At 64.1% G+C, this 25,616-nt stretch carries 21 protein-coding genes; 3 read left to right on the forward strand and 18 right to left on the reverse strand.

The window, feature by feature from the left end:
• The first annotated feature begins 30 nt into the window (after window positions 1–30).
• Window positions 31–1,389, forward strand: coding sequence for an NAD(P)-binding domain-containing protein (locus ACWGTO_RS04570; protein ID WP_454573677.1), 1,359 nt, complete (start codon window positions 31–33; stop codon window positions 1,387–1,389).
• Here ACWGTO_RS04570 and ACWGTO_RS04575 read toward each other — a convergent pair.
• From ACWGTO_RS04575 to ACWGTO_RS04615, 9 genes are all read right to left on the reverse strand, one after another.
• A complete protein-coding gene (locus ACWGTO_RS04575) occupies window positions 1,356–1,619 on the reverse strand; it encodes a hypothetical protein (protein ID WP_454573678.1) in 264 nt (87 codons plus the stop codon). The two genes, ACWGTO_RS04570 and ACWGTO_RS04575, sit on opposite strands and share 34 nt — an antisense overlap.
• Window positions 1,620–1,626: 7 nt before the next feature.
• A complete protein-coding gene (locus ACWGTO_RS04580; RefSeq protein ID WP_454573679.1) occupies window positions 1,627–3,606 on the reverse strand; it encodes an ABC transporter permease in 1,980 nt (659 codons plus the stop codon).
• A complete protein-coding gene (locus ACWGTO_RS04585; protein ID WP_454573680.1) occupies window positions 3,603–4,682 on the reverse strand; it encodes a quaternary amine ABC transporter ATP-binding protein in 1,080 nt (359 codons plus the stop codon). Before ACWGTO_RS04585 ends, ACWGTO_RS04580 begins: the two co-directional genes overlap by 4 nt.
• Window positions 4,683–4,754: 72 nt before the next feature.
• Window positions 4,755–5,729 carry an ABC transporter substrate-binding protein gene (locus ACWGTO_RS04590; protein ID WP_454573681.1) on the reverse strand — a complete coding sequence of 325 codons (975 nt, stop codon included), beginning with the start codon at window positions 5,727–5,729 and terminating at the stop codon, window positions 4,755–4,757.
• 419 nt (window positions 5,730–6,148) lie between these two features.
• Complete coding sequence (locus ACWGTO_RS04595; RefSeq protein ID WP_454573682.1) at window positions 6,149–6,934, reverse strand: SDR family oxidoreductase; 786 nt, start codon at window positions 6,932–6,934, stop codon at window positions 6,149–6,151.
• An 11-nt stretch (window positions 6,935–6,945) separates the two neighbouring features.
• Complete coding sequence (locus tag ACWGTO_RS04600) at window positions 6,946–7,710, reverse strand: SDR family oxidoreductase (protein WP_454573683.1); 765 nt, start codon at window positions 7,708–7,710, stop codon at window positions 6,946–6,948.
• A gap of 109 nt (window positions 7,711–7,819) precedes the next feature.
• Entirely contained in the window at window positions 7,820–9,328 is a 1,509-nt protein-coding gene (locus tag ACWGTO_RS04605) for a sugar ABC transporter ATP-binding protein (RefSeq protein ID WP_454573684.1), read from the reverse strand.
• A gap of 29 nt (window positions 9,329–9,357) precedes the next feature.
• Window positions 9,358–10,296 (reverse strand): substrate-binding domain-containing protein, encoded by a 939-nt coding sequence (locus tag ACWGTO_RS04610; RefSeq protein WP_454573685.1) that lies wholly within the window; start codon window positions 10,294–10,296, stop codon window positions 9,358–9,360.
• A gap of 135 nt (window positions 10,297–10,431) precedes the next feature.
• The gene (locus ACWGTO_RS04615) at window positions 10,432–11,415 is read right to left on the reverse strand and encodes an ABC transporter permease (RefSeq protein WP_454573966.1); all 984 of its coding nucleotides are present in this window, start codon (window positions 11,413–11,415) and stop codon (window positions 10,432–10,434) included.
• A 287-nt stretch (window positions 11,416–11,702) separates the two neighbouring features.
• Between ACWGTO_RS04615 and ACWGTO_RS04620 the strand changes: the two genes are divergently transcribed.
• Complete coding sequence (locus tag ACWGTO_RS04620; RefSeq protein ID WP_454573686.1) at window positions 11,703–12,665, forward strand: sugar-binding transcriptional regulator; 963 nt, start codon at window positions 11,703–11,705, stop codon at window positions 12,663–12,665.
• Window positions 12,666–12,679: 14 nt separating this feature from the next.
• On the opposite strand, the gene ACWGTO_RS04625 is transcribed toward ACWGTO_RS04620, so the two are convergent.
• From ACWGTO_RS04625 to ACWGTO_RS04645, 5 genes are all read right to left on the reverse strand, one after another.
• A complete protein-coding gene (locus ACWGTO_RS04625) occupies window positions 12,680–13,285 on the reverse strand; it encodes a hypothetical protein (RefSeq protein ID WP_454573687.1) in 606 nt (201 codons plus the stop codon).
• Window positions 13,286–13,351: 66 nt separating this feature from the next.
• Window positions 13,352–14,839 (reverse strand): xylulokinase, encoded by a 1,488-nt coding sequence (locus tag ACWGTO_RS04630; protein ID WP_454573688.1) that lies wholly within the window; start codon window positions 14,837–14,839, stop codon window positions 13,352–13,354.
• 17 nt (window positions 14,840–14,856) lie between these two features.
• The gene (locus ACWGTO_RS04635) at window positions 14,857–16,179 is read right to left on the reverse strand and encodes an NAD(P)H-dependent oxidoreductase (protein WP_454573689.1); all 1,323 of its coding nucleotides are present in this window, start codon (window positions 16,177–16,179) and stop codon (window positions 14,857–14,859) included.
• 157 nt (window positions 16,180–16,336) lie between these two features.
• Complete coding sequence (locus tag ACWGTO_RS04640) at window positions 16,337–17,221, reverse strand: DUF427 domain-containing protein (protein ID WP_454573690.1); 885 nt, start codon at window positions 17,219–17,221, stop codon at window positions 16,337–16,339.
• Window positions 17,222–17,300: 79 nt separating this feature from the next.
• Window positions 17,301–18,956, reverse strand: a complete 1,656-nt coding sequence (locus ACWGTO_RS04645) for an ABC transporter substrate-binding protein (RefSeq protein WP_454573691.1) — start codon at window positions 18,954–18,956, stop codon at window positions 17,301–17,303.
• Between the two features lie 115 nt (window positions 18,957–19,071).
• On the opposite strand from ACWGTO_RS04645, the gene ACWGTO_RS04650 reads away from it, so the two are divergent.
• Entirely contained in the window at window positions 19,072–19,980 is a 909-nt protein-coding gene (locus ACWGTO_RS04650) for a LysR family transcriptional regulator (protein WP_454573692.1), read from the forward strand.
• A 7-nt stretch (window positions 19,981–19,987) separates the two neighbouring features.
• Here ACWGTO_RS04650 and ACWGTO_RS04655 read toward each other — a convergent pair whose 3' ends face one another.
• The 4 genes from ACWGTO_RS04655 to ACWGTO_RS04670 all read right to left on the reverse strand — a co-directional run bounded on the left by ACWGTO_RS04655 (window position 19,988) and on the right by ACWGTO_RS04670 (window position 25,558).
• Window positions 19,988–22,006: a dipeptide ABC transporter ATP-binding protein gene (locus ACWGTO_RS04655; protein WP_454573693.1), complete on the reverse strand. Its 2,019-nt coding sequence runs from the start codon at window positions 22,004–22,006 to the stop codon at window positions 19,988–19,990.
• Entirely contained in the window at window positions 21,999–22,874 is an 876-nt protein-coding gene (locus tag ACWGTO_RS04660) for an ABC transporter permease (protein WP_454573694.1), read from the reverse strand. Before ACWGTO_RS04660 ends, ACWGTO_RS04655 begins: the two co-directional genes overlap by 8 nt.
• Window positions 22,871–23,824: an ABC transporter permease gene (locus tag ACWGTO_RS04665; RefSeq protein WP_454573967.1), complete on the reverse strand. Its 954-nt coding sequence runs from the start codon at window positions 23,822–23,824 to the stop codon at window positions 22,871–22,873. Before ACWGTO_RS04665 ends, ACWGTO_RS04660 begins: the two co-directional genes overlap by 4 nt.
• A gap of 69 nt (window positions 23,825–23,893) precedes the next feature.
• On the reverse strand, window positions 23,894–25,558 hold the full coding sequence (locus ACWGTO_RS04670) for an ABC transporter substrate-binding protein (protein ID WP_454573695.1): 1,665 nt from the start codon (window positions 25,556–25,558) through the stop codon (window positions 23,894–23,896).
• Window positions 25,559–25,616: the final 58 nt, after the last annotated feature.

The raw sequence follows: 25,616 nt of genomic DNA on the forward strand, positions 1-25,616 counted from the left end.
TTTCGTAAGAGAAATTCTGGGAGGCCTGCCATGAACACTCGCGTTGCCGTCATTGGGGCCGGACCATCCGGCCTGGCCCAGCTCAGGGCCTTCAAATCGGCCGAAGACAAGGGTGCCGCGATTCCCGAAATCGTCTGCTTCGAAAAGCAGTCGGACTGGGGCGGCCTGTGGAACTACACCTGGCGCACTGGCCTCGACGAGCACGGCGACCCCGTTCACGGCTCGATGTACCGATACCTCTGGTCGAACGGGCCGAAGGAATGCCTGGAATTCGCCGACTACACATTCGAGGAGCATTTCGGCCGTCCGATCGGTTCCTATCCGCCGCGCGCCGTGCTGTGGGACTACATCAAGGGCCGCGTCGAAAAATCAGGCCTGCGCAAATGGGTGCGCTTCAACAGCCCGGTGCGCATGGTGACCTTCTCGGACGTGACGAAGAAATTCACCGTCACCGCGCATGACCGCACCAACGACGTCACCTACTCCGAAGAGTTCGACAATGTCGTTGTCGCGTCCGGGCATTTCTCGGTGCCCAACGTCCCTTATTTCGAAGGCTTTTCGACCTTCAACGGCCGCATCCTGCACAGCCATGATTTCCGCGACGCGATGGAATTCAAGGGCAAGGACATCCTGATCATCGGCCGCTCCTATTCGGCCGAGGACATCGGCTCGCAATGCTACAAATACGGCGCCAAATCGATCACCTCCAGCTACCGTTCCAAGCCGATGGGCTTCAAATGGCCGGAGAACTGGAAGGAAGTGCCGCTGCTGCAGAAGGTTGTCGGCAAGACCGCGCATTTCAAGGATGGCACCACAAAGGACGTCGACGCCATCATCCTGTGCACCGGCTATCTGCATTCCTTCCCCTTCCTCACCGACGATCTCAAGCTCAAGACCGCCAACCGCATGTGGCCGCTCGACCTCTATGAGGGCGTCGTCTGGGAGAAGAACCCGAAGCTCTCCTATATCGGCATGCAGGACCAGTTCTACACCTTCAACATGTTCGACGCGCAGGCCTGGTTCGCCCGCGACGTCATCATGGGCCGCATCAAGCTGCCCTCCGTGCAGGCGATGGCCGAGCACGGCGCCAAATGGCGTGCCCGCGAGGAAACGCTCGAAGACGCCGAGCAGATGATCTGGTTCCAGGGCGACTACACCAAGGAGCTGATGGACCAGACCGATTATCCCGGCTTCGACGTCGAGGCGGTCAACCAGACTTTCATGGAGTGGGAGCACCACAAGGCCGAAGACATTATGAGCTTCCGCGACCATGCCTATCGCTCGCTGATGACCGGCACCATGGCGCCGCTGCACCACACGCCGTGGCTACAGGCTCTGGACGATTCGATGGAAAGCTATCTCGAGGTGAAGGGCGTCGCGGCGGAGTAGGTCGGTTCAATCCGTTGGATAGTCCGGCGCAGCATCGGTCTCCGAAGCTCCGCGGCTGCGATGCCCGGCTTGCGCAGTTCCTCCACCGAGGCGCGCACCCGAGCGATAGCGTAGGATGTTGCCGCATCCACCGTAGCGAAACCGGAAATCAACTGTTCACCGTCCGGTTCGCCGGTCTTGGCCATGTCGAAAACGAGAACGGCAAAAGGCGGTTCGCCCGGATCGGACATTCGACCACTATCCCAGTCTTGCCCGCGCTTTAGCCGTCCAGGCGTTGAAAAGCCGGTCAGCGACGATGCCGATGAAGGCTATCGCCAGGCCTGCAACGATGCCGCGGCCGGAATCGGCTTTCGACAGAGCGATGAACACCTCCTGGCCGAGATCGCGTGTGCCGACCATGGCGCAGATGATGATCATCGCCAGCGCCATCAGGATGGTCTGGTTGACGCCGAGCATGATCTCGGGAAGCGCCAGCGGCAGCTGCACGCGGAAGAAGGTCTGGCGCGGTGTGCAGCCGGACACTTTCGCCGCTTCGATCAGCGCCGGCGGCACCTGCCGGATGCCGTGATTGGTGTAGCGGATCGCCGGCACCACGGCGAAGGCGATCGTTGCGATCATGGCGGTGACGTCGCCCACCCGGAACAACATCACCACCGGAATGATGAAGCAGAAGGACGGCAGCACTTGCAGCGTGTCGATGATGGGCGTGACGATCTTTTCAAAGCGGTCGCTGCGCGCGGCCGCGAGCCCGATCGGAATGCCGATCAGGCAAGCGATAAAGGCTGAGATGCCGCAGAGATAGACCGTCGCCATGGTCTTTTCCCAGAGACCGGTGATGGCGCAGAAAGCGGTAAGTGCCGCGACGAGAGCCGCGAGGCGCAAGCCGCCGAGCTGGTAGCCGGCAAGGCCGAGCAGGAACACGGCGCCCAGCCACGGAAAGCCTTCGCAGAACGCGCGCAGCGGGTTCAGCACATTGAGGATAAGCGCCACGCGAAAGGCTTCGATCACGTCGAAGAAGTTGATGGTCACCCAGTTCACCGCCGCCTTCCATAACGGTGCAGTGGTGAAGGTGATCGCCTTCGGTACCGCCGCGAAGGCCGGCACATAAAGGCTGAGCAGCGTGGTGGCGGCAAGGATGGCGATGGCCAGCGACAGATGGGGATAGCGCCGCCAGACTACGGGGTTTATCGCCTGATGCGTCTGGCCTTTCGCCTGCTTGTGGGCGATGGCCTGGCTCAGCGTATCGAGCGCGATGGCCAGTGCGACGATGGCGAGGCCGGCTTCCATCGCCTCGCCGACCTTCAGCGCGCGCAACGCGAGCAGCACGTCGTAGCCAAGGCCGCCGGCGCCGATCATCGAGGCGATGATCACCATGTTCAGCGCCAGCATGATCACCTGGTTGACGCCGACCATCAGCGTCGGCCGCGCCGAGGGAAGAAGCACGCGCCACAATTTCTGCCGCGCCGTGCAGCCGGCCATCTCACTGAAATCGTCGATCTCGGACGGCACGCGCGACAGGCCGAGCATCGTCGCCCGTACCATTGGCGGCGTGGCGAAAATGGCGGTGGCGATCATCGCCGACACCGGACTGTTGCCGAACAGGAGCAGCATCGGAATCAGGTAGGCAAAGGTCGGGATGGTCTGCATCAGATCGAGGGCAGGGGAGACGATGAGCCGTTCGGCCCAAGGCTTGCGCCAAGCCCAGATGCCGGCGAACAGGCCCGTCACAATGCAGAACGGCACGGCGATGGAGATCAGCGCCAGCGTCAGCATGGCGCTGGTCCACTGACCGAACAGCGCGATGTAGAGAAAACAGCCGCCGACCAGCAGGCCAAGCTTGCGGCCGCCCGCTGAATACCCGGCGATGAAGGCGGCAGCGCAGACGCCGACCCAAGACAGGCGCGGCAGTACATAGGCATCGGCGCCATGGCCGATCTTGAAATTCTTGGCCAGAAGATTGAGCGCGAAGTCGAGGGGAACGCCGAGCACCGCTGTGACCGAGCGCGTCAGCCATGAAAAGTTCGACTTGATCCAGCGCATCAGCGCGCTGACCCAGTCGGCGACGGGGACGACCGCCTCGGCCGGATAGTTGACGGCCCAGGGCAGCCTGTCCTGCAGCAGGAACACCACCAGCACGGCGGCCAGCGCCAGGGCCCAGACCAGCAGCCAACGCTGAGCCGGTGGCCTCGCTTCGCTGGCGCTTGCCGTCACCGTCATGCGCCGGCTCTTGGCTTGTCGATACCCGCCAACAATTCGATGACCGCTTGCGGCGTTATCTCGCCGATCGGCTTGCCGGTGCCGTTGACGACGGCGAACGGTTTGCCCGCCGCGACGATCCTGGCCGAGAAGCTGGCGATCTTGGTCTCCGGCGAAACCGTGCCGCCATGCTCGGTACCATCGCAGGCGCGCATCAGGCTGCGCGCCGAAATCACCTTGGCGCGGTCGACGTCGCGGGTGAATTCGGCGACATAGTCGGTCGCCGGATTGACCACCAATTGCTCTGGTGTGCCGATCTGGATGACCTCGCCGTCCTTCATGATGGCGATGCGGTCGGCCAGCCTGATGGCCTCGTCGAAATCATGGGTGATGAAGACGATGGTCTTGTGCAGCATGGTCTGCAGCCGCATCAGCTCGTCCTGCATCTCGCGGCGGATTAGCGGGTCGAGCGCCGAGAATGGCTCATCGAGGAACCAGATCTCGGGCTTGGTCGCGAGACTGCGGGCAATGCCGACGCGCTGCTGCTGGCCCCCGGACAATTCGCGCGGATAGAAATGCTCGCGGCCGCGCAGGCCGACCAGCTCGATCACCTCGCGCGCACGCGTTTCGCGTGTCGGCCGGTCCTGTCCCTGAATACTCAAGGGGAAAGCAATGTTGTCCAGCACGTTGAGATGCGGCAGCAGGGCAAAGTTCTGGAACACCATGCCCATGCGATGGCGCCGGAGCTCGATCAGAGCCGCATCGGAAATTTTCAGCAGGTCCTTGCCTTCGAACTCGACCTTGCCGTGCGTCGGTTCGACCAGCCGCGACATGCAGCGCACCAGCGTCGATTTGCCGGAGCCCGACAGGCCCATGATGATAAAAATCTCGCCCTGGCGGATTTCAAGGTCGACGGCGCGCACCGCGGCGACCAGCCCGGCGGCGGCGATTTCGGCCATGCCGGCCTTGCCGTCGCGCTCGCGGATGAAACTGGCCGCGTTCGATCCGAACAGCTTCCAGACATTGCGGCAGGCAAGCTTTATCGGCCGCGCATCCTTTGGCACGCCAACTGCCTGCGGTTCAGTCGCTTCCGTCATCCAATGGTCCTTCTGGAAAATAGGAATATAGACCCGGCTGTTACGGCCGGGTCTGGCTTCCAGTCGGAACGATCACTGCGCCCAGGCTTTCCAGTCGGCTTCGTGCGCGGCGATCCAGGCGGCGGCGACGTCTTCCGGCGTCTTGCCCCCGAGGTCGATCTCGCCGCTCATCTTGTTGAGTTCGTCGGTGTCGACCGTGTAGGCCTTGGCCACCTTGTAAGCGACCGGCCATTTGTCCTTCATGCCGGACCAGGAGTATTTCCAGATCTCGCCATGCGGCTTGCCGCAATCATATTTGGCATCGGGATTGGTGCCCCATTTCGGATCGGTGTAGCACTCGGGCGTGTATTCCGGGAATTGCACCCACTCGCCCTTGTACTTGGCCGGCGCCCAGTGCGGCGAATAGATCCACAGCATGATCGGCGCCTTGCGCTGATAGGCCGAGTCCAGCTCGGCGAACATCGCCGCATCGGTGCCGGCATGGATGACGGTGAAGGGCAGCTTCAGCGCTTCGACGCGCTCGTCGTCAAAGCCTTCCCAGGTCACCGGGCCGCCGAGATAACGGCCCTTCGGCGCCGTCTCCGCCGTCGAGAAGGCCTCGGCGCATTTCGGGTCTTTCAACGCTTCCCAGTTGGGCAGGCCCGGGCATTTCTCCTTCATATATTCGGGGAACCACCATTCCTCCTTGGCCTTCGGTCCGAGCTTGCCGAGCCGTTCGGTCTGGCCGGTGGCATCAGAAGCCTTCATGGCTTCGCCGGCCGTCGTGTCCCAGAATTCGAGGCCGACATCGAGATCGCCATTGGTCAGGCCCGTGGTCAGGCTGGAGAGATAGTCGGCGGTCGGATATTCGACGGTGTAACCGAGCTTTTCGAGGATGCCGCCAAGAATCTTGGCGTTGAGGTTGACGCTGGTCCAGTCGAACAGCGCGATCTTGATCGGGTCGTTGGATTCAGGTGCTGCTGCGTGGGCCGGTGATGCAAGCGCGCTTGCCGCGGCAAGTGCGAAGGCTCCCATTGATAGGTTCGAAATCACACTGCGAAATGACATGCTTGTTCTCCTGTCAAACCATGTGGAAATTCTTAGTCGTTCCCTTCTTGCGTCTTTTCTTGATTGTGTTGGAAAGGCGGGTCGTTGCGCAAGCTCGTTCGCATCATTGCCTTGCAGCCGCGACCGGCGCAGGCGAAATGGTGCTCAATCTGGTGGTGGTTCGGTGCTGGATGCGCCCGAGTCATGGCGCCGCATGGATTGCTGCGCGAGCAATCGTGAACGGATCGATCGCCACTCCGGCGGCGCTCTGAGACATGCGAGCCATCAAGGTCCCATGATCTCGGCCGGCGAGCCCCATCTCCACCAAGGCCGTTTCATAGGATGAAATTATATATACCAACGTTCATGCGGCGCAACGGCTGATGCCATGTGCACCGCGGAATTTCAGACTTGTCGATTGCCAACCGCCAGAGCTGACTTCACGACATGATAAGGCCGCCATCGACATTGATGGTCTGGCCGGTGATGTAGGTGGCGTCGTTGCTGGCGAGGAAGCTGACCAGGCCGGAGACGTCCTCGCCGCTGCCGGCGCGGCCCATCGGGATGTTCTTCACCCATTCGGCCATCAGTTCGCCGGGCTTGTAGTCGCCCATCAGCTTGCCCCAGGCTGCGTCGTTGTATGCCCACATGTCGGTGTCGATGATGCCGGGGCAGATGGCGTTGACGGTGATCTTCTCCTTGGCCACTTCCTTGGCCAGACTCTGTGTAATGCCGACGACGCCGAACTTCGACGCCGCATAATGCGGCGTGTAGATAAAACCCTGCCGCGCCTGGCCCGACGCCGTATTGATCAGCCGGCCGCCATCGCCATGCTTGCGGATGCGCGCGATCGCCTCCTGGCAGCACAGGAACACGCCCTTGGTGTTGACCGCCATCACCTTGTCCCACTCGGCCTCGGTCATTGCCTCGATCCTGGCGATGGTGATGACGCCGGCATTCTGCACCGAAATGTCGACGCGGCCGAATTCCTTCTCGGCAAGATCGTAGAGCGCGGCGACCTCGTCCTTTTTGGTCACGTCCATACGCATCGACGCGACCTTGGCGCCGGCTGCTTTCAAGCCGGCCGCGACGTCGTCGACACGCGAGTCGATGGCGCTGACCACGACCGCCGCACCTTCCTCGGCGAAGCGCTTCGCCATCGCCGCGCCGATGCCGCCGCTCGCGCCGGTTATGACCGCCGTCTTGCCTTCAAAACGCTGCTGCACTTCTTGTTCTCCTACCAGCAGACAAAGCCGCCATCGACAATCAGGTCGATGCCGGTAACGAAACTCGCGGCGCGGCTGGCCAGGAACACGGTGGGGCCGACCATCTCCTCCGGCGTCGCCATGCGCCCCATCGGCGTGTCGCGCTTGAAGATTTTTATCTGTTCGGCGACTTCCGGCCGTTTGTTCATCGGCGTCAGCGTGTAGCCGGGGCTCACCACATTGACGCGCAGGCCGCGATCGGCCCATTCCATCGCGAGGCTCTTCGACATGTGGATGACGGCGGCTTTTGACGAATTGTAGTGCGCCTGGGTCAGTCCGCGATTGACGATCGAGCCGGACATCGAAGCGATGTTGACGATCGAGCCCTTGCGGCGGGCAAGCATGGCGCGCGCCTCGGCCTGGCAGGACAGGAACACGCCGCTGACATTCACGTCGTAGATCTTCTGCCATTTTTCCAGCGGCAGCGTCTCGGCAGGTTCGGCGCCGGCGATGCCGGCATTGTTGACGGCGATGGTCAGCGCGCCGAGTTCCTTCTCCGTGCGCGCCACCGCGGCTGCGAGGTCGTCCTCCGACGTCACCGTGCCGGTCAGCACCAGCGTCTTGCGGCCGAGTGCCGTGATCTTGTGCGCGGTCTCTTCCAGCCCGCCTTTCGAGGCATGGCCGAAACAGGCAATGTCGGCGCCGGCTTCGGCGAGCCCGACGGCGATCGCCTGGCCGATGCCGCTGCCGGCGCCTGTCACCAGCGCAACGTCACCGCTGAGATCGAATAGTGTCATGTCTCTCCCTCTCCCTGAAATGAAGAGGCGCCAACTCTGAGCTGGCGCCCCGCGCGGTCCGGTGCCTGGGAGGGTATCACCTGTTGCGCTTTGTTCCCATCTGCCGCGCTCAGCTCGTAGCGAGTTCCATCACCGCGACATTGTTTGCTTCATTGCGCTCGAGAATGCCGCGCTGCCGGCCACGGCTCAGCACCAGCACGCGGTGGGACAGCCCCAGCACTTCCTCAAGGTCGGAGCTGACCACCACCACGGCCATGCCGGAGCGGGCGAGGTCGGCGATGACGTCGTAGATCGCCGCGCGCGCCCCGACATCGATGCCGCGAGTCGGCTCGTCGAGGATGAACACCTTCGGCGGCCGCGACACCCATTTGGCGATGATCACCTTCTGCTGGTTGCCGCCGGAAAGCTTGCTCACCGCCTGGTTCGGCTTGCCCTTGACGCCGAGCCTTGCGATGCCGGCCTCGGCAAATTTCTGCACCGCTTTCGGGAACACCCAGCCCTTCGGGGCGACATGGTCGAAATTGCCGAACGCCAGATTCTCGCCGATGGTCTGTTCCAGCACGACGCCCTGCGCCTTGCGGTCTTCAGGCACCAGCACGATGCCGGCCTTTATCGCTGCCGCCGGGCCACTGAGGTGCACGGCTTGGCCGGCGACCCGCACCGAGCCCGACGAGATCGGATCGGCGCCGGCGATCGCCCGCACAAGTTCGGTGCGGCCGGCGCCGATCAGCCCGGCAATGCCGAGGATCTCGCCTGCTTTGACCGAGAAGGAGACATTGTTGAAGCTCTTCTCCGGCGAGGACAGGTTCTCGACCTCGAGCAGCGTTTCCTCGCGCGGCGGCGACAGATGCGGAAACATCCGCTCGACCGAGCGGCCGACCATCTGCTCCACCACGGTGCGCACGGGAATGTCGGCGCGCTCGTGGCGGGCGACGATGCGTCCGTCGCGCATCACCACCACGCGGTCGGCAATCTGCGCGATTTCGTCGAGGCGGTGGCTAATGTAGATGAAGGACATGCCTTCGGCTTTGAGCTTGCGGATCTGCTGGAACAAAAGCTCCGTTTCCTCGCCGCCAAGCGCTGCGGTCGGCTCGTCGAAGATCAGCAACTCGGCGTTCAGCGTCAGCGCCTTGGCGATCTCGACCTGTTGCTGCGCGGCGATGCGCAGCGTGCGCACCTTGCGTTCCGGCGCGACGTCGAGGCCGAGCCGCTTCAATTGCGCCGAGGCCTTGGCGTTCATCTCGGCGCGGTCGATGCGGCCGCCGCGCATCGGCAGGCGCCCGACATAGACATTTTCCGCCACCGACAGGTCTGGCAGCAGCTTCAGTTCCTGGTGGATCATGCCGACGCCGGCATCGATTGCCGCGGCTGGGGAGGCGGGGGAATAAGGCTTCCCCCGCCAGGTGATTGAGCCGGCATCGGATTTCGTCGCGCCGGCGATGATGTTCGAGACAGTCGACTTGCCGGCGCCGTTCTCGCCGAGCAGCGCCACGACCTCGCCCGGTCGCACCTCGAAGCTCGCATCGGCCAGGACCTGGACCGGTCCGTAGCTCTTGCACAGGCCGTTGACGAACAGCCCGCTATGCGGGCTTTCGCTGCGGCGAGGTTCTGGGGACATCGTGGCGCTCTCTTACGCGGTGCCGCAGGTTACGGATGCTTGGCGATGAACTGCTCGACATTGTCCTTGGTCGTCAGCGTCGCGTCCTGCAGCTGTTCGGCTGGAATGCTCTCGCCGGCCACCAGCTTGATCGCCGCATCGACGGCGAGCCTGCCCATGCCTTGCGTCTGCTGCGTCGCGGTGACGTCGAACACGCCGTCCTTCAGCGCCTTCAGCGCCGCAACGTCGCCGTCGAAGCCGGCGACCCAGACCTTGTGGCCGGGATTGGCGACCTTGACCGCCTGTGCTGCGCCCAGCGCCAGCGCGTCGGCCTGGCCAATGACGATCGACACGTCGGGATGCGACTGCAAAAGGTCCTGCGTCAGCTTGAAGCCTTCGTCCTGGTGCCAGCCTTCGCTCCACAATTCGCCGACCACCTTGATATCGGGGTAGCCCTTGAGCGCTTCGCCGCAGCCCTTGGAGCGGTCGACTTCCGGTGTCGTGCCCTTCTGGCCGTGGATGATGATCAGCTCGCCCTTGCCGCCGGCCTGCTTGGCGATGTAGTCGCACACCGCCTGGGCCGAGGCGACGCTGTTGGTGGCGATGAAGGTGTCGCCCGGCGCGCCGTCGGCGTTGCGGTCGACATTAACCACCGGAATGCTGGCAGCCTTGGCGGTCTTGGTCGGCACGGTGGCGGCGGTAGCGCCGGCCGGGATGTAGATCAGCGCATCGATGTTCTGCGTGATCAGATCCTGCACCTGGCTTACCTGCGTCGCCGAATCGCCCTTGGCGTCGACGGTGACGATCTCGATGCCCTTCTCCTTGCCGTAGGCTTCGACGGATTGCTTGATCTGGTTGAAGAAGTCGGCCTGCAGATTGGCGACAGCCAGTCCGAGCTTCTTGGCCTCCTTGGCCGAGGCCATCTCGGTCAGGCCAAGCAGCGGTATGACGGCGGCAGCGGCAAGCAGCAATGAACGTTTGGTCAGCATGTATTCCTCCGTTGATGTTCAAATCCGTTCAGCCGACGCACCCCATGGCGCCCTTGGCCGAACACTCCCAGTCTCGGATCGACCGATCCGTCTATCGCCCGGACATCCGGGCGAATTCCTGTTGCGGCTCGCTCCTCACTGCCGTCGCCGACGCCAGGTGTCGGTGGCGACCGCCAGCGCGATCACCACGCCGATCACCACCTGCTGGATGAAGGGCGAGACGCCGAGCAGATTGAGCCCGTTGCGCAGCACGCCGATGATGAGCACGCCGATGGCCGTGCCGCCGATCGAGCCGACGCCGCCCGACAGGCTGGCGCCGCCGATCACCACGGCGGCGATGGTGTCGAGCTCATAGCCGAGGCCGGAGCTCGGCTGCACCGAATCCAGCCGCGCCGCCAGCACGATGCCGGCAAGCCCGGCGAGCACGCCGCAAATGGCATAGACCCAGTTGGTCAGCGACTTGACCGGAATGCCGGAGAGCCGCGCCACCTCGGCGCTGCCGCCGATGGCGTAAAGGCTGCGGCCGGTGGCGCGGTAGTTGAGGAAGATGGCGAAGATGATCGCCAGCACCATCATCAGCCCGACGGTGACCGACAGGAAGCCGAAATGGCGGATGATCGACAGGTTGGTGAACCAGTCGGGGAAGCCGACGATCTGCGAGCCGTCGGTGATCATGTTGGCAAGACCGCGCGCCACCGACATCATCGCCAGCGTGGCAATGAAGGGCGGCAGCCGGGTGACGGTCACCAGCAAGCCCGAGACCAGTCCGCAAAGGCCGGCGACGACCAGTGCTGCGACGACGCCGGCTGCAAGGCCGAGATTGAGATAATCGGGGTGGGCGACGAAGCCCATCACCATGGCGGCCAGCGCCAGCACCGAGCCGACCGAGAGATCGATGCCGCCGATCAGGATGACTAGCGTCATGCCGATCGCCATGATGCCGAGCACGGTGATCTGGTCGAGCACATTGAGGATGTTGCGCATCGTCAGGAAGGTGTCGGTGGTCAGAGTCAGCGCCAGGCACAAAAGCAGCAGACCGATCAGCGGCCCCATCGTTCCGGCGAACAGCGCCGAAAGCTTCGCGCTCGTCGCGCCTTGCGCGCCGGTCGCGGCTTTCAACTCGCCAGCTTTCGAGTCGCTTGCATCATTGCTCACGGCCACTTCGTCTCCTCCGTCAGCGAAACGGCGATGGCCTGCCGTCCGCTCTTGTTCACCAGGCACCTCCCTGTGAACAATTTATCTTTGATATGCAATTTTGTTCAGCTAAACTGTTCATCAGAAAATTGTCAAGAGCCGTTGCGCCACTCGGCGACGGTTTGCGCCACAGGGCGGTTTGTCCTAGGGAAGGCCAGGGGGCGGCGCTTTGCGGAAAAGATTTCCGAAATCTGCCGCGGGAGGGCACGAGCATGGCGACCGTCGAAAACGAGAAGGCCTCGCGCTTCCCCGATGCCGAGCTGAAGGCCCGCGCCGCCTGGCACTATTATGTCGAGGGCCTGACGCAGGAGCGCATTTCGGAAATCCTCGGCGTCGGCCGGATCAAGGTCCACCGCATCCTCTCGGCCGCCCGCGAGGAGGGCATCGTCCAGTTCCGCATCCGCGACAGTGTCGTCGAATGCGTGCAGCTTGAGGAAAGCCTGAAGCAGCGCTTTGGGCTCAGCCAGGCCGTCGTGGTGCCGTCGGCCGCCGACCGCAGCAACGCGCCGCTGATGATCGGCCATGCCGCCGCCGCCTATCTCGCCGACAACGTCAATGCCGGCGATGTCATTGCGCTGGGCTGGGGGCGTACGCTGAAATTCGCCATCAACGAATTGCCGAGACGGCCGATCGCCAGAACCACTGTCGTGTCGATGCTCGGCGGTCTCACCCATGCACAGCCGCTCAACCCGACCGAAAGCGCCTGGGAGTTCGCCGAAAAGATCGGCGCCGAATGTTTTCTCCTGCCGGTGCCGGTCTATGCCGACAGGCCGGAGCAGCGCGACGCCTTTATGAGCCAGCGCAGCGTCCAGGATGTCGTCTTCCGCGCGCGCCGGGCCAACATCGCCGTGCTCAGCGTCGGCTCGTTCTCCAATGACAGCCCGATCGCCAATTATGGCTTCATCAAGCCGAGCGAACTGGAGGAGCTGCAGGCGGCCGGCGCGGTCGGCGACCTGTTGTGCCACTTCATCGACGCCGAGGGCCGCTCGGTCGACCACGAGGTCAACCGCCGCGTCTGCGCCTATCCGCTGCAGGATCTGTCCGACATTCCGAGCATCATCCTGGTTTCAGGCGGCCAGGAGAAGGTGCCTGTCATGCGCGCGGCGCTGGCGGGCACCAAGGTTTCGGTGCTGATCACGGACGAGGATGCGGCCAAGGGCCTGCTCAACCGCTGAAGAGAGTGTGGTGGTCAGAATTTGCAGGGCTCCGGCCGGCTGTCGTCCGACCAGTCGGCGAGGGCGATCGGTGTGAACTTTCCCGCGACCGGCTTGCCTTCCTCCAGATCTTTCGAGACGACCCCCTTGCCGGTTAGGAAATTGATGTCGCAGCCGCCGAGCGTGGTCTCGACGGTGCTGTCGGCTTTCTGCACGTTCCAGTCCCAGTCGAAGCTGTAGCCGGCGACCAGGAATTTGCCTTGGCGCCAGACGATCGTCAGCGTCGTTTCCGTTGATCTGTTGGCGCCGGAGCCAAGACAGGAGATGATGGCAAGCGATCCCTTGCCCCTGCTTTCGAGCCCAAGGATACGATCCTCCGTAAGCGCCTTCTTGACGAAACTTGGCTTGCGGGAGGGGTCGAGCTTGCCTTCGCCCGCTGCCAGATAGATGGAAAGGTCCGCTTGCCCGTTGTCGGGGTCCTGCGCAATCACGGCCCGATCCGTCCGGCCGTCATTGTCCATGTCGAGCGTCACCTCGAAAGGCAGCTCGTCCAAAGGCTCGTCTTGCGCATGCGTTGCCATTGGAATTGCCGCGAGCGCGACAATCCAGGGCAGGACCGCAAGGTGGAATGCTGCCTTCATGAGCGTGCTCAATCTAACACTGGCCGGACAAAACCGGAAGCTTCCGCCGTGGGGCGGCAGGCAAACTCAGGCCGAGGCGAGCCGCGCATGGATGTCGCGCGTCGCGTAATAGAGGTCGCGGTAGATCGCCTTGCGGGCGCGGTAGGCCGGGACCAACTCTGCGACGGGATCGACACGTCTGGCGGGCGGGGCGGTCATTGCACGCGCCGCCGCCTCTGGTGAGGCAAACCAGCCGATCGCCGAAGCCGCCAGCATGGCGGCGCCCAGTGCAGCGGCTTCGTTGACCGGTGAAACCGAAAGCGGCCGCTCGAGCACGCTGGCCATGATCCGCATCAGCAGCGCCGAACGGGTACCGCCGCCGGCGGCGATCATATCCGCCGGCTTGCCGCCGGTCCGGCCTTCCATGGCTTCGGTCGCGATCGCCTGCTCGAAGGCGATGCCTTCCAGCACCGCGCGGAAGAGATGCTCCGGCCGGTGGTCGAGCGACAGGCCGACAATGGCGCCGCGTGCCGCGCCGTCCCAATACGGGCTCATCACGCCGGCCCAGTAGGGCATGACGAGCAGGCCGTCGCTGCCGGCGGCGACGTCGACCGCAAGCTTCTCCAGTTCCGCCGCGGACGCTGCGCCGGTGGTGCGCACGATCCAGTCGACCAGTTGCATGCCCGAGCGCAGCACGGTCTCCAGCATGAAACCGGAACCGGTCGGCGAGACCAACGTGCGAAACGCGTCCGATGTGGTGACCGTGCCGGAATAGCAGCCGCTGACGACGCCGGAGCCGAGCGACAGATAGCTTTTGCCGGCGCCATAGACGCCCATGCCGAGGCCCATGGCCTGGCCGTCGCCGGCACCGGCGACGATTGGCGTGCCGGGCTTCAGGCCGGTCGACTGCGCAATGCCTTCGGCAAGCCCGCCGCAGATCTCGCCTGGACGGACCAGCGCCGGCAACTGCTCGGGCCTGAGTCCTGCGGCCGCGATGAGTTCGGGGCGCCATTCGCCTGTTGCGACATCGAGCAGCCCGAGCGGATCGGCGCTTGCCGTGCTGGTGACCAGGCGTCCGGTCAGCCGGTGGACGAAGAAGCCGTGGACGTCAACCAAAGCCGCGGCCTTGGCCAGAACCTGCGGCTGGTGCTCGGCCAGCCACGCGATGGCGTAGAGCGCCGGCGTTGGATCCGGCGGCTTGCCGCTCCAGTCGCGGATCGCCTCGCGGCCGAGCTCGGCCGACAGCCTCGCTACTTGCGGCCGGGCGCGCTCGTCGAGCCAGAGGATCGCCGGAATGAGCGGCTTGCCGGCCTCATCGATCAGCGTGAAGCTCTCGCGCTGATGGGCGATGGCAATCGCCGCCACACGCCCGGCGCCGACCTTGGTCGTGACCTGCTTCAGCGCACCGACAAGGGCTGCCCACCAATGTTCGGCATCCTGCTCGAAATGGCCGGGCTTCGGGTTTGAAAGCGGATAGGTTTCACGCGCCTGGAAGATCTCAGCGCCATCGCGCGCGAAAGCGATCGCCTTCACCGCCGTCGTCGAGGCATCGATCCCGATAACGACATCGTCCATCAAGAGGCCCCGAAGGTTCAGGCGGCGTTGGTCACGAACCGTCCGTCCGACTGGTCGAGACGACGGCGGATCTGCGTTATCACCATCGAATCGTCGGGTACACAATTTTCATAGGTGAGGAAGTCGCCGGTCTTCACCGGCTTGACCACCTGGGCCCGCTCGGCAAGCCCCAGCGGCAGCGCACCCTTGGCGCGCGCGTCCTCCCAGGTCATGGCGAAACCGCGATAGTCGGTCTCGCCGATCATGCCGAGCGATTGGCCGGCGCCGAGGTCGCTCTTGGCCACCGCCACCGCCTCGGCCACCGGATGGTCGAGCGGCTCCATGTCGGCGCGCTTGTAGACAACGGCGCGCGCCGCCGACAGCGGCACTTCCAGACTGGTCAGGTGGTAGGGCCGGAAGATCGTGAAATAGGGGCCCTTGCCGACCTTCAGGTCGATCATGCGCTCCATCACGCGCGGGTGCCTGGTTTCGATGACGCAGAACACGCCGGGCGCCACGCCCTTGCCGATCGAATAGTCGACGACGCCCTTGCGGTGCAGCACGCCGCCATCCTCGCGCGGGCAAAGCACATTGGCGAGTTCCTCAAGCGTTGCCGTCGGGCCGTGCATGCCCGGCACGTCCGGCACCAGCCCGGTGGCATTGGCGATCGCCACCATCTCGATCGCGGTCTTGGAGCCGTCGACGAACTCGACCAGCATGCGCGCATTCATGTTGCGCTCGGCCGCCTCCTTGGCGTAGTCGGCCGGCATGGCGTCGAACTTCAGCGGGTTGTTCTTGCCCTTGCCGGCGGCGATGATGTTGAAGCCGAGGCTGCGGGCGAAGCCGATGATCTCAAGCGTGCATGCAGGCTCGTCGCCGGCGGCACCCGTGTAGACGACGCCGGCCTTACGGGCTTCCTCCTTCAGGAAACGCCCGATGGTGATGTCGGCCTCGACATTGAGCATGACGATGTGCTTGCCGTTCTTCATCACTTCGAGCGCAAACAGCGTACCGATGTTGGGATTGCCGGTAGCGTCGATGATGACGTCGATGCGGCCGGCAGCGGCCAGCGCGTGTAGGTCCTCGGTGACAGCAATCTTGCCGGCCTCGATTGCGCGGTCGATCGCGGACGCATTGGCGGCCTGGACGATGTCGGAGCGGTCATGGCCGGCCAGCAGTGCGGCATCGATCGCCGCTTGTGGCCGTACCTCTGAAATGGCACCGATCCGCATGCCCGGCATCAACGCGACCTGGACGACGATGTCGGTGCCCATCTGCCCGGCGCCGGCCAGGCCGATGGTGATGGGCCCCTGGGCTTCGGCGCGCTGCAGAAGTTCCGCTGCAAATTGCGGATGGGCCATATCGCTTCCTCCAGTCGTGACGCACTGCTGCGTCAAATCATCATTTTGAACATTCCTATTTCCATTTGAAAAATATTTCAACCGGGAAAAGAGGGAGGGGGCGCTAAGGATCGCTGCGGCTACCCTTCGGCATCCGCTACTTAGACGGGGCGTACCCTCAGAAATACCCGCTCGAAGCCGCCGTGGCTTCTTTCGAAATCTCCACCCCGTCGACCAGAATCTTGTCGACAAGCTCATGGTGGAAGCACACCAGGCCCTTGATGCGCTCGGCTTCATGCACCGGTTCGGGATAGTACCAGACCAGGTTTTCGTGCCGCTTGGTGGCGGTCGTCACGTGATAGTAGTTGGAGATGCCCTTGTAGGGGCAGCGCGAGATGTAGCGGCTGGACGCGAACATATCGAGCCTGGTGTCGGCGATCGGCAGATAGTGGCGCACCGGATGGCCGGTCTCGAACAGGAACACGCCACGGCGTGTATCCGCCACCTGCTCGCCGTCGAGAATGACCTGCACGCGCCGCGACGAGGGCAGGCAGTCGACCCGGCGGAACGGATCGCGGGCGTGGACGAAGATCTCTTCGTCCTCCTCGAACCAGTGGCCCATCTTGCTCCACACGAACGACATATAGCCTGCAATCGGCGGGCAGCCCTTGGCCGGATCGAGATAGCGCCAGGCTCCATCCTCGACCAGGGTGATGCCAGTGTTGAGCGAGTAGAAGGTGGCGGTACCCTTGTATGGGTCCTCCGTCGTCGTCTTCGAGGGCAGCAGGAACTCCTCGCGCACATCCTCAATCGGGAAATAATAGACCGGAAGATGATCGCTCTCGTAGAACACCAGCGCCCTGGTGGTGTCGGCGACGGTCATCGATCCGACTTGTACCCGCAGCCGTTTCAGCGACGGCATGGTGAAGGCGACATAGCCGGGCTCGGACTCGTACTGGACGATCTGGTCGAGCACCGGAAAATGCGGTCCGCGACCGCGCAAATGAGGCTTGCGAATGGTAGTCTCCCGTTTCTTGTCTTTCGTGGCCTGACGTTGGCGCATGACACGTCTGACCGGACCGAAGGTCTCGCGGCAAAAGACGTCTCCGCCTTTTGCCGGCGCAGCCTTCGGCCCGGATCCTCTACCCCAGGGATACGCGATCGAGCAGCAGGCCGGCGGCAATCGGCGGCAGGCCGCTGACATTCTTGCGCACCGGCACCAGAAGGTCGGGGAAATAGCTGAAGATGACCGGCGTCTCGTCGAGCAGCAGCTTCTGGATGTCGGAGGCCGCACTGCGCTGCGCGCCGATGTCGAGCGCCTTCAGGTAGGAGGTGACCATGCCGTCATAGGCCGGGTTCCTGAAATGCGCCGCATTCCAAGGCCCGTCGCTGACCAGCGGGCTCTTCAAGAAGACATTCGGCACGCTGCGATGCGCGTAGTCGGTGATGCCGAGCGGGCTGTCCAGCCAGTCCGACTGGCCGAACACCGCCTTGCCGTAATATTTGTCCTGGTCCTCGATGTTGAGGGCGATGCGCGCGCCGATCTCCTTGGCAAAATTCTGGAACAGTTGCGCATAGCCAGGAATGTCGGAATAGCGCAGCGTCGTCAGCGTGATGTCGAAGCCGCCGCCGAGCCCCGCAGCTTCCATCAACTGCTTGGCCTTGGCGGTGTCCTGCGCACGCTGCGGGATCGACTTGTCGGTGGCCGGGAAGGCCGGCGCGAACGGGCTGTCATTGCCGGTCGCCGCCATGCCGCGGCACAGCCCGTCGACCAGCTTGGAGCGGTCGATGCAGAGCGCCAGCGCCTGGCGCACGCGCTTGTCGGTGAACGGCGCCATATCGCAGCGCATATGCAGCTGGCGATGCGCGGTGGAGGCAACGCGCAGCACCGTGATATCGGGGCTGTTCAGCACCACCTGGCTGACGTCGAGCGGGACGGCGTCGAGCAGGTCGACCTCGCCGGCCTGCAGCGCCAGGATGCGCGGCTGCACGTCGCCGTAGAATTTGAATTCGAGACGGTCGGGCAGCGCCTTCTCGCCCCAATAGTCGGGATTGCGCACGAAGGTCGCGCCGACCTTCGGCGTGTAGCTCTCCAGCCGGAACGGGCCGGTGCCTTCGAAGGTCTTTTCGTAGTCGCCCTTGTAGCTCGCCGGCAGGATGACGGCGTTGTAATTGTCGATCGACACCGAATAGGGAAAGCTGCCGTTGGGCGCATCGAGATGGAAGGCGACGGTGTGTTCGTCCACCTTCTGCGTGCCGCCCTTCGACAGCAGACCCTTGAACACCGACAACGCATTGGAGGCGCCGGCGGGATCAGCCAGCCGGTCGAAGGTGGCAACGACGTCGTCCGCCTTGAAGTCCTCGCCATTGTGGAATTTCACGCCCTTGCGCAGCTTGAAGGTCCACACACTGCCGTCCTCGTTGGGCGACCAGCTCTCGGCCAGCACCGGCTTCAGCGTCAGGTCCGGCTGGGTCACGCAGAGAAACTCGGCGGTCTGGAACACCAACTGGTAGCTGCCGCTGTCATAGTAGGTGACGGGATCGATGGCACCGCCGGGCGTGGCGATGCCCGCGCGCACGGTGCCGCCGGGCTTGCCTTCGGCGCGCGCCGGTTCCGTCCCGAACGCGGCCGCCGCAACGATGCCGCCGAGGAATGGCAGCGACAGGCCGAGCAAACTGCCGTGCCTGAGGAAATCGCGCCGGCCGATACGGCCGGCCAGCAACTCGTCGACAGCGGAATTTTCGATGGCGCTTAAATGCTTGCGGGCTGTATCGATGGTGCGGAAAAGCCTGGGCATGGCGGACTTCCCTAGGGTTTGTGGGGGCTTTGCCAAATAGGTCACTGTTGACCTCGGCCGGAAAGCGATATTTTTTGATGGGGGCCATCGAAATTTTCGATGGCGGAGCCAAATCATGGACACCGAAAATCTGCGCAGTTTTCTTGAGGTTGCCACCCATGGCAGCTTCACCGTCGCCGCCAGCCGGCTGAACCTCGCCCAGTCCACGGTGAGCGCGCGGATCAGGGGTCTGGAGGAGCAGTTGGGGCGCCGGCTTTTCGTGCGCGACCGCGACGGCGTCACGCTGACGCCGGCCGGCCGCCAGTTCCTGCCGCATGCCTCGACGATCACCCGCACCTGGGAGCAATCGCGGCAGGACATCGCCGTTCCCGATGGCTATGAGACGCTGCTACGGCTCACCGCACCCGCCTATCTCTGGGACCGCATCACCTCGTCCTGGATCGCCTGGATGCGCGAAAGGCGGCCAAATGTGGCGCTGAGGCTGGAAGGCTCCTTCCCCGACCAGACGATCGACCAGTTGGCTGAAGGGCTGCTCGACATCTGCATCCTTTATCTGCCCAGGCCGCATCCCGGCGTCGTCTATGAAACGCTTGCGGTCGACCAGGTGGTTCTCGTCCAGCATGCCGCGCAGACCAAGCCCTGGACCGAGAATTACATCTTCATGGACTGGGGGCTGGAATACCGTATCGAGCACGACCGCGCCTTTGCCGGCATTGTCAAGCCGGCCATCTCGGCCGGACTGGTGTTCATCGGGCTGCAACATGTGCTGTCGCAGCAGGCGGCGGCCTATCTGCCGCTCAGCGCCGTCAGCGGTCATATCGAGCGCGGCGAGATGCGGCGCATCGAGGACGCGCCGGTTTTCCAACGGCCGATCTATCTCGCCTATCCCGCCAACCCGCTTTCGTCGGACACCCTCAACGTCGCGCTCGATGGATTGCGCGCGCTGGCCAATGACTGGACGCCGGGCGAGGGCTTTGCCGAAGGTGATCGCGTCTTCAGCATGGCGGAGGGCTATCGGGGTTAACCAGCCCTCAGGCTGGCACTGGCTGCTTAGGCGCCTGCAGCCTTGCCAGCTCCGCATAGGGAATATGGCAGCGGATCGAATGGCCGGGCTGGGCTTCGCTGAGCGGCGGCTCCCGTTCCTCGCAGATCGCGCCGATCTTGCGCGGACAGCGTGTGTGGAAGACGCAGCCCGGCGGCGGATTGGTGGCGCTGGGGATTTCGCCGTCGAGCCGGATGCGCGACGTCTCCTTCTGGTCGAGTTTGGGCACCGCCGACAGCAGCGCTTCCGTATAGGGGTGATGCGGCCCGGCAAAGACGTTCTCGGACGGCCCGAGCTCCATGATGCGGCCGAGATAGAGCACCGCGATCTTGTCCGAGAGATAACGCACCACGCCAAGGTCGTGCGAGATGAAGATGTAGCTGACATCTTCCTTCGACTGCAGATCGGCGAGCAGATTGAGGATCGCCGCCTGCACCGAAACGTCGAGCGCCGAGGTCGGCTCGTCACAGACGACGATGCGCGGCTCGCCGGCGAAGGCGCGCGCAATGGCGACGCGCTGCTTCAGCCCGCCCGACAGCTGGCGCGGCTTGACGGCGAGATGCCGGTCGGTGAGCCGCACCGAACGCACGAGTTCTTCGAGGCGGGCCTGCAGTGCGGCGCCCTTCAGGCCAGCCAGCCGCTTCAGCGCGCGGCTGATCAGATGGCGGATCGAATGCGAGCGGTTGAGGGCGGAATCCGGGTTTTGGAAGACGATCTGCATCGCCTTGATCTGGTCGTCGCTGCGGCTGCCCAGGCTGGGCGCCAGCCGCTTGCCTTCGAGTTCGATCATGCCGCCTTCGTCGGGCGGCACGAGGCCGAGCAGCAGCCGCGCGAAGGTCGTCTTGCCGCTGCCGGATTCGCCGACAAGGCCGAGCGTCTCGCCGGGCTGCAGGGTGACCGACACATCCTTCACCGCCCGCAGCGCATGGCCATGGCTGACATAGGTCTTGTTCAATCCGTCGACGCGCAGGACAGCCGGAGCCTCCTTGCGGGCAGGGGCAGCGACATCGCTCGGCGTCGCGCGTGGCAGCGCCTGCGCCTGTTCGTGATAGTGGCATCGCGACAGTCTTCCACCGAGATCGTAGAGCGGCGGCAATTCGGTGCGGCAACGCTCGGTGGCGAGCGCGCAGCGATCGGCGAAGGCGCAGCCCTTGATGGTGGCGCCGATGCCGGGCAGGAAGCCCGGTATGGTGTCGAGCCGGCCATGGTCCTTGCGCTGGCCGCCGCGCGGCAGGCAGCGCAGCAAGGCCACGGTGTAGGGATGGCGCGGATCGCTGAACACGCTCTCCGTCGGCCCTTCCTCGACCAGCATGCCGGCATAGAGCACGCCGACCCGGTCGCACATGTTGGAGACGACGGCGAGGTTGTGGCTGATGAACAGGATCGAGGCCGACAGTTCGCGCCTGAGCTGCGCAATCAGATCGAGCACCTCGGCTTCCACCGTCGCGTCGAGGCCGGTCGTCGGCTCGTCGAGGATCAGCATGGTCGGATCGTTGGCCAGCGCCATGGCGATCGCCACGCGCTGCTGCATGCCGCCTGAAAGCTGATGGGGGTAGCGCTGCATGACGCTCTTCGGGTCGGAAATGCGCACCCGGTTCAGCATGGCGATGGCGCGGTCTTCCGCCGCCTGTCCGGTGACGCCGCCAAGCTCGAAAATCTCGGTCAGCTGCCGGCCGATGCGCAGCGACGGGTTCAGCGCCTTGCCCGGATCCTGGTAGACCATCGACACGCTGTCGGCGCGGGCGCGCCTGAGCGCCTCAGCGTCGAGCTTCATCACATCCTGGCCGTCGAGCGATATCGCGCCACCGGTGATCGAGCCGTTGCGCGGGAGATAACGCACCACGGTGAGCGCCACCGTGGATTTGCCGCAGCCGGATTCGCCGACCAGCCCATAGGCCTCGCCCTGTTTGATGTTGAGGCTGAGATTGCGCAGCACCGCGCGGTTGCGGCCGTTGACGCGGTAGGCGACGGAGAGGTCGTGCAGTTCGAGCGCGTTGGTCTCAGTCATTGAGCGCCCCCTGGACACCGTCGGCCGCAAGGTTGACGCCGATCACCAGCGAGGCGATGGCCAGCGCATCGAACAGCACCGTCCACCAGAAGCCGCCGCCGATCATGCCGTAATTGCTGGAAATCGACAGACCCCAGTCGGGCGAGGGCGGCTGGATGCCGAAGCCCATGAAGGAGAGCGTGGCGACGGCAAAGATCGCATAGCCGAGCCGCACGGTGGTCTCGACCAGGATCGGCGGAATGACATTGGGCAGGATCTCGACGAACATCGTATGGAATGCGCTCTCATGCCTGAGCTGCGCTGCGGCCACATAGTCGAGCTCACGTTCGGCAAGCACGGCCGAGCGCACGGTCCGCGCAATGATCGGCGCGAAGCTCAGGCCGATGACGACGATCACCGTTGCCTTGGAGGTGCCGAGCGCGACGATTGCCAACAGTGCGACGATGACCACGGGAATAGCCATGAAGGCTTCGAGGATACGGCTGACGATGTCGTCGACAATACCCCGGAAATAGCCGGTGAAGAGGCCGAGCGCGGTGCCGGCCACGGTCGCCAGCAGCGTCGCCAGCGGCGCAACCGTCAGGATGTCGCGCGAGCCGACGATGACACGCGAGAAGACGTCGCGGCCTATCTGGTCGGTGCCGAACCAGTGCTCGCCCGAAGGCGGCGCCAGCGCGTTGATGATGTCGTCGGCAAGCGGGTCATAGGGCGCGAAGTGCTCGCCGAACAAGGCGCAGGCGACCCAGAACAGCACGATGCCGAGGCCGACGAGGAAAGTCGGCGACCGCAACAGCGAGAAGAACACTTCCGCCCAAGGGCCGCGCCGGGGGGCAGTGTCGGGCGATGGAATGGTCACGGTGGTGCTCATTGGTCTGTCCCCAGCCGTATCCGCGGATTGAGCACGGAATAGAGGAAGTCGGCGGCAAGGGTCGCCACCGCATAGACGATGCCGATGGTCAGGATGCCGGCCTCTAGGATGGGGAAATCCTTGCCGCGCGCCGCGGTGAAGATCAGCGAGCCGATGCCCTGGTAGCGAAACAGCGTCTCGATGACGACGAGGCCGCCGATCAGATAGCCGGTCTGGGTAGCGATGACGGTGATGGTCGGCAACAGAGCGTTGCGCAGCACATGCCGCCAGATCACCGTTCGCCACGGCAGGCCCTTTAGCACCGCCGTACGCGTATAGTCGGAATCGAGTGCCTCGATCATGCCGGAGCGCGCCATGCGGGCGATGTAGCCGAACAGCACCAGAAACAGTGGCAGCGACGGCAGGATCAGGTAGTAGAGCTGCGTGAAGAAGCCGGCGTCCTTCGGCCAAGCCGCCGAGATCGGCAGCCAGCGCAGCCAGACGCCGAAGATCAGGATCAGGATGATGCCGGTGACGAATTCCGGCAGCACCGTCACCGAAAGGCCGCCGAGGCTGATGATGCGGTCGAGCGGCCGGTTGAGGTTGAGCGCGGCAATCACGCCGCCGAGGATCCCGATCGGCACCACCAGCACGAAGGCAACGGCTGCCAGCTTCATCGAATTGACGAGCGCATCCAGCACGAAAGGCGCCACCGGCGAGCGGAAGATGTAGGACGTGCCCATGTCGCCCTGGACGAAATTCCAGATCCAGCTGCCATATTGGGTGAGCAACGGGCGGTCGACGCCGAGCGTGTGGTTGAGCGCATCGACGGCGCGCTGGTCGGCGAACGGCCCCAATATGGCGCGCCCGACATTTCCGGGCAGCACCTGGCCGCCAAGGAACACCATGATCGAGAGCAGGAACAGCGTGACGAGCGACAGCGACACACGCCGGGCGAGGAAGGAGAGAATGGCTGAGACTCCTTGGCTAGCCAGCTCCCGTGCGGGAGCTGGCCGTTAGAGGATAGGCTTTCCCTTCCCTTATGCCTTCGACGCCTTGTCGAGGAACAGCTGCGACATCGCGGTCGGCTGCACCCCGGTCACGCCTTTCGCCGTCGCCGTCAGATAGTCGTAGAAATAGCCGAAGATAACAGGCGTTTCCTCGAGCAGCAGCTTCTGGATCTTGCCGGCGTCGGCCTTCTGCGCCTCGAGGTCGAGGGCGGCGATGTAGCTGGTCGCCAGCGCGTCATAGTCCTTGTTCTTGAAGTGCGCCGCGTTCCAGGTGCCTTCGCTCTTCAGCGGTGCCGCCAGATAGACATTCGGCACGCCGCGGTGGCCGTAATCGGTGATGCCCATCGCCGAATCCAGCCAGTTCGATTTGCCGAACACCGCATCGCCATAATAGGCGCCCTGGTCGAGAATGTTGAGTTCGAGCTCGATGCCGATTTCCTTGACCCAGTTCTGGACGAGCTGGGCGTATTCCGGGATCTCCAGATAGCGCTCGGTGGTGAGCGTCATCTTGAAGCCCTGGCCGACGCCCGCAGCTTCCATCAGCTGCTTGGCCTGGGCAATGTCCTGCTTGCGCTGCGGCACGCTGGTGTCGGTCGAGGGGTAGACGGCGGCGAACGGGCTGTCATTGCCGAGCGCCGAGCGTCCCTTCATCAGGCCGGCGGCGAGCTTCTCGCGGTCGAGGCAGAGCGCGATGGCGCGGCGCACGCGGGCGTCCTTCGTCGGGCCCTCATCGCAGTGCATATGCAGCTGCTGATGCGCCGACGATTTCAGGCTGATGATGTCGACGTTCGGGTCGTTGAGCAGCGCCACACCCGACAGCACCGGCATCTGGTTGATGATGTCCACCTGGCCGCCCTGCAAGGCCAGGATCATCGGCTGCATGTCGGCAAAGAAGGTGAACTCGGTGCGCTCCGGCAGTGCCTTCGGCCCCCAATAATTCTCGTTGCGCACGAACGAAGCGCCGACCTTCGGCGTGTACTTTTCGATCTTGAACGGGCCGGTGCCGTCAAAACTCTTTTCGTAGTCGCCCTTATAGCTGGCCGGCACGATGACGGCGTTGTAATTGTCCGACGATAGCATGTAGGGGAAGTTGCCGTTCGGCGCGTCGAGATGGAATTCGACGGTGTAATCGTCGACCTTCTTGCTCGCGCCCTTCTTCAGGATGCCATTGAACACCGACAGCGCGTTCGACGAATTGGCCGGATCGGCAAGGCGGTCGATGCTGGCTACCACGTCCTCGGCCTTCATCTCGCCACCTGAGTGGAATTTCACACCCTTGCGCAGCGTGAACGTCCACACCGTGCCGTCGGCGTTCGGCTTCCAGCTTTCGGCAAGTGCGGGCTGCAGCACCAGATCGGGACCGTCGACGCAGAGGAATTCGGCCACTTGCTGCATCACCAGCAGGCCGCCGGCGTCGGCAATGGTCACCGGATCGATGGCCGCGGCCGGCACGCTGCTGGCGACCCGGATGGTGGCCCCGGGCGCGCCTTGAGCGCGCGCGAGCGAGGGCATGCCACTGAGCCCGGCTGCTGTGGTGATGCCGCCGAGCAGCGGCAGCGACAGGCCGAGCAGGCTGCCGTGGCGGATGAACTCGCGGCGGCTGACGCGGCCATCAACCAGCCCGTCGATCAGGTGGTTTTCGAGCGGCGTGCGCTGGCGCCGGATGAGGTCGAGAAGGCGGTAATTCTTGATCATGGATTCTACCCTTTCCCCTGTGTTTTTGTAGTTGGTTGGTGTGTTTGTGGCTGACGAA

This window comes from Mesorhizobium sp. PL10 (genome assembly GCF_053714315.1).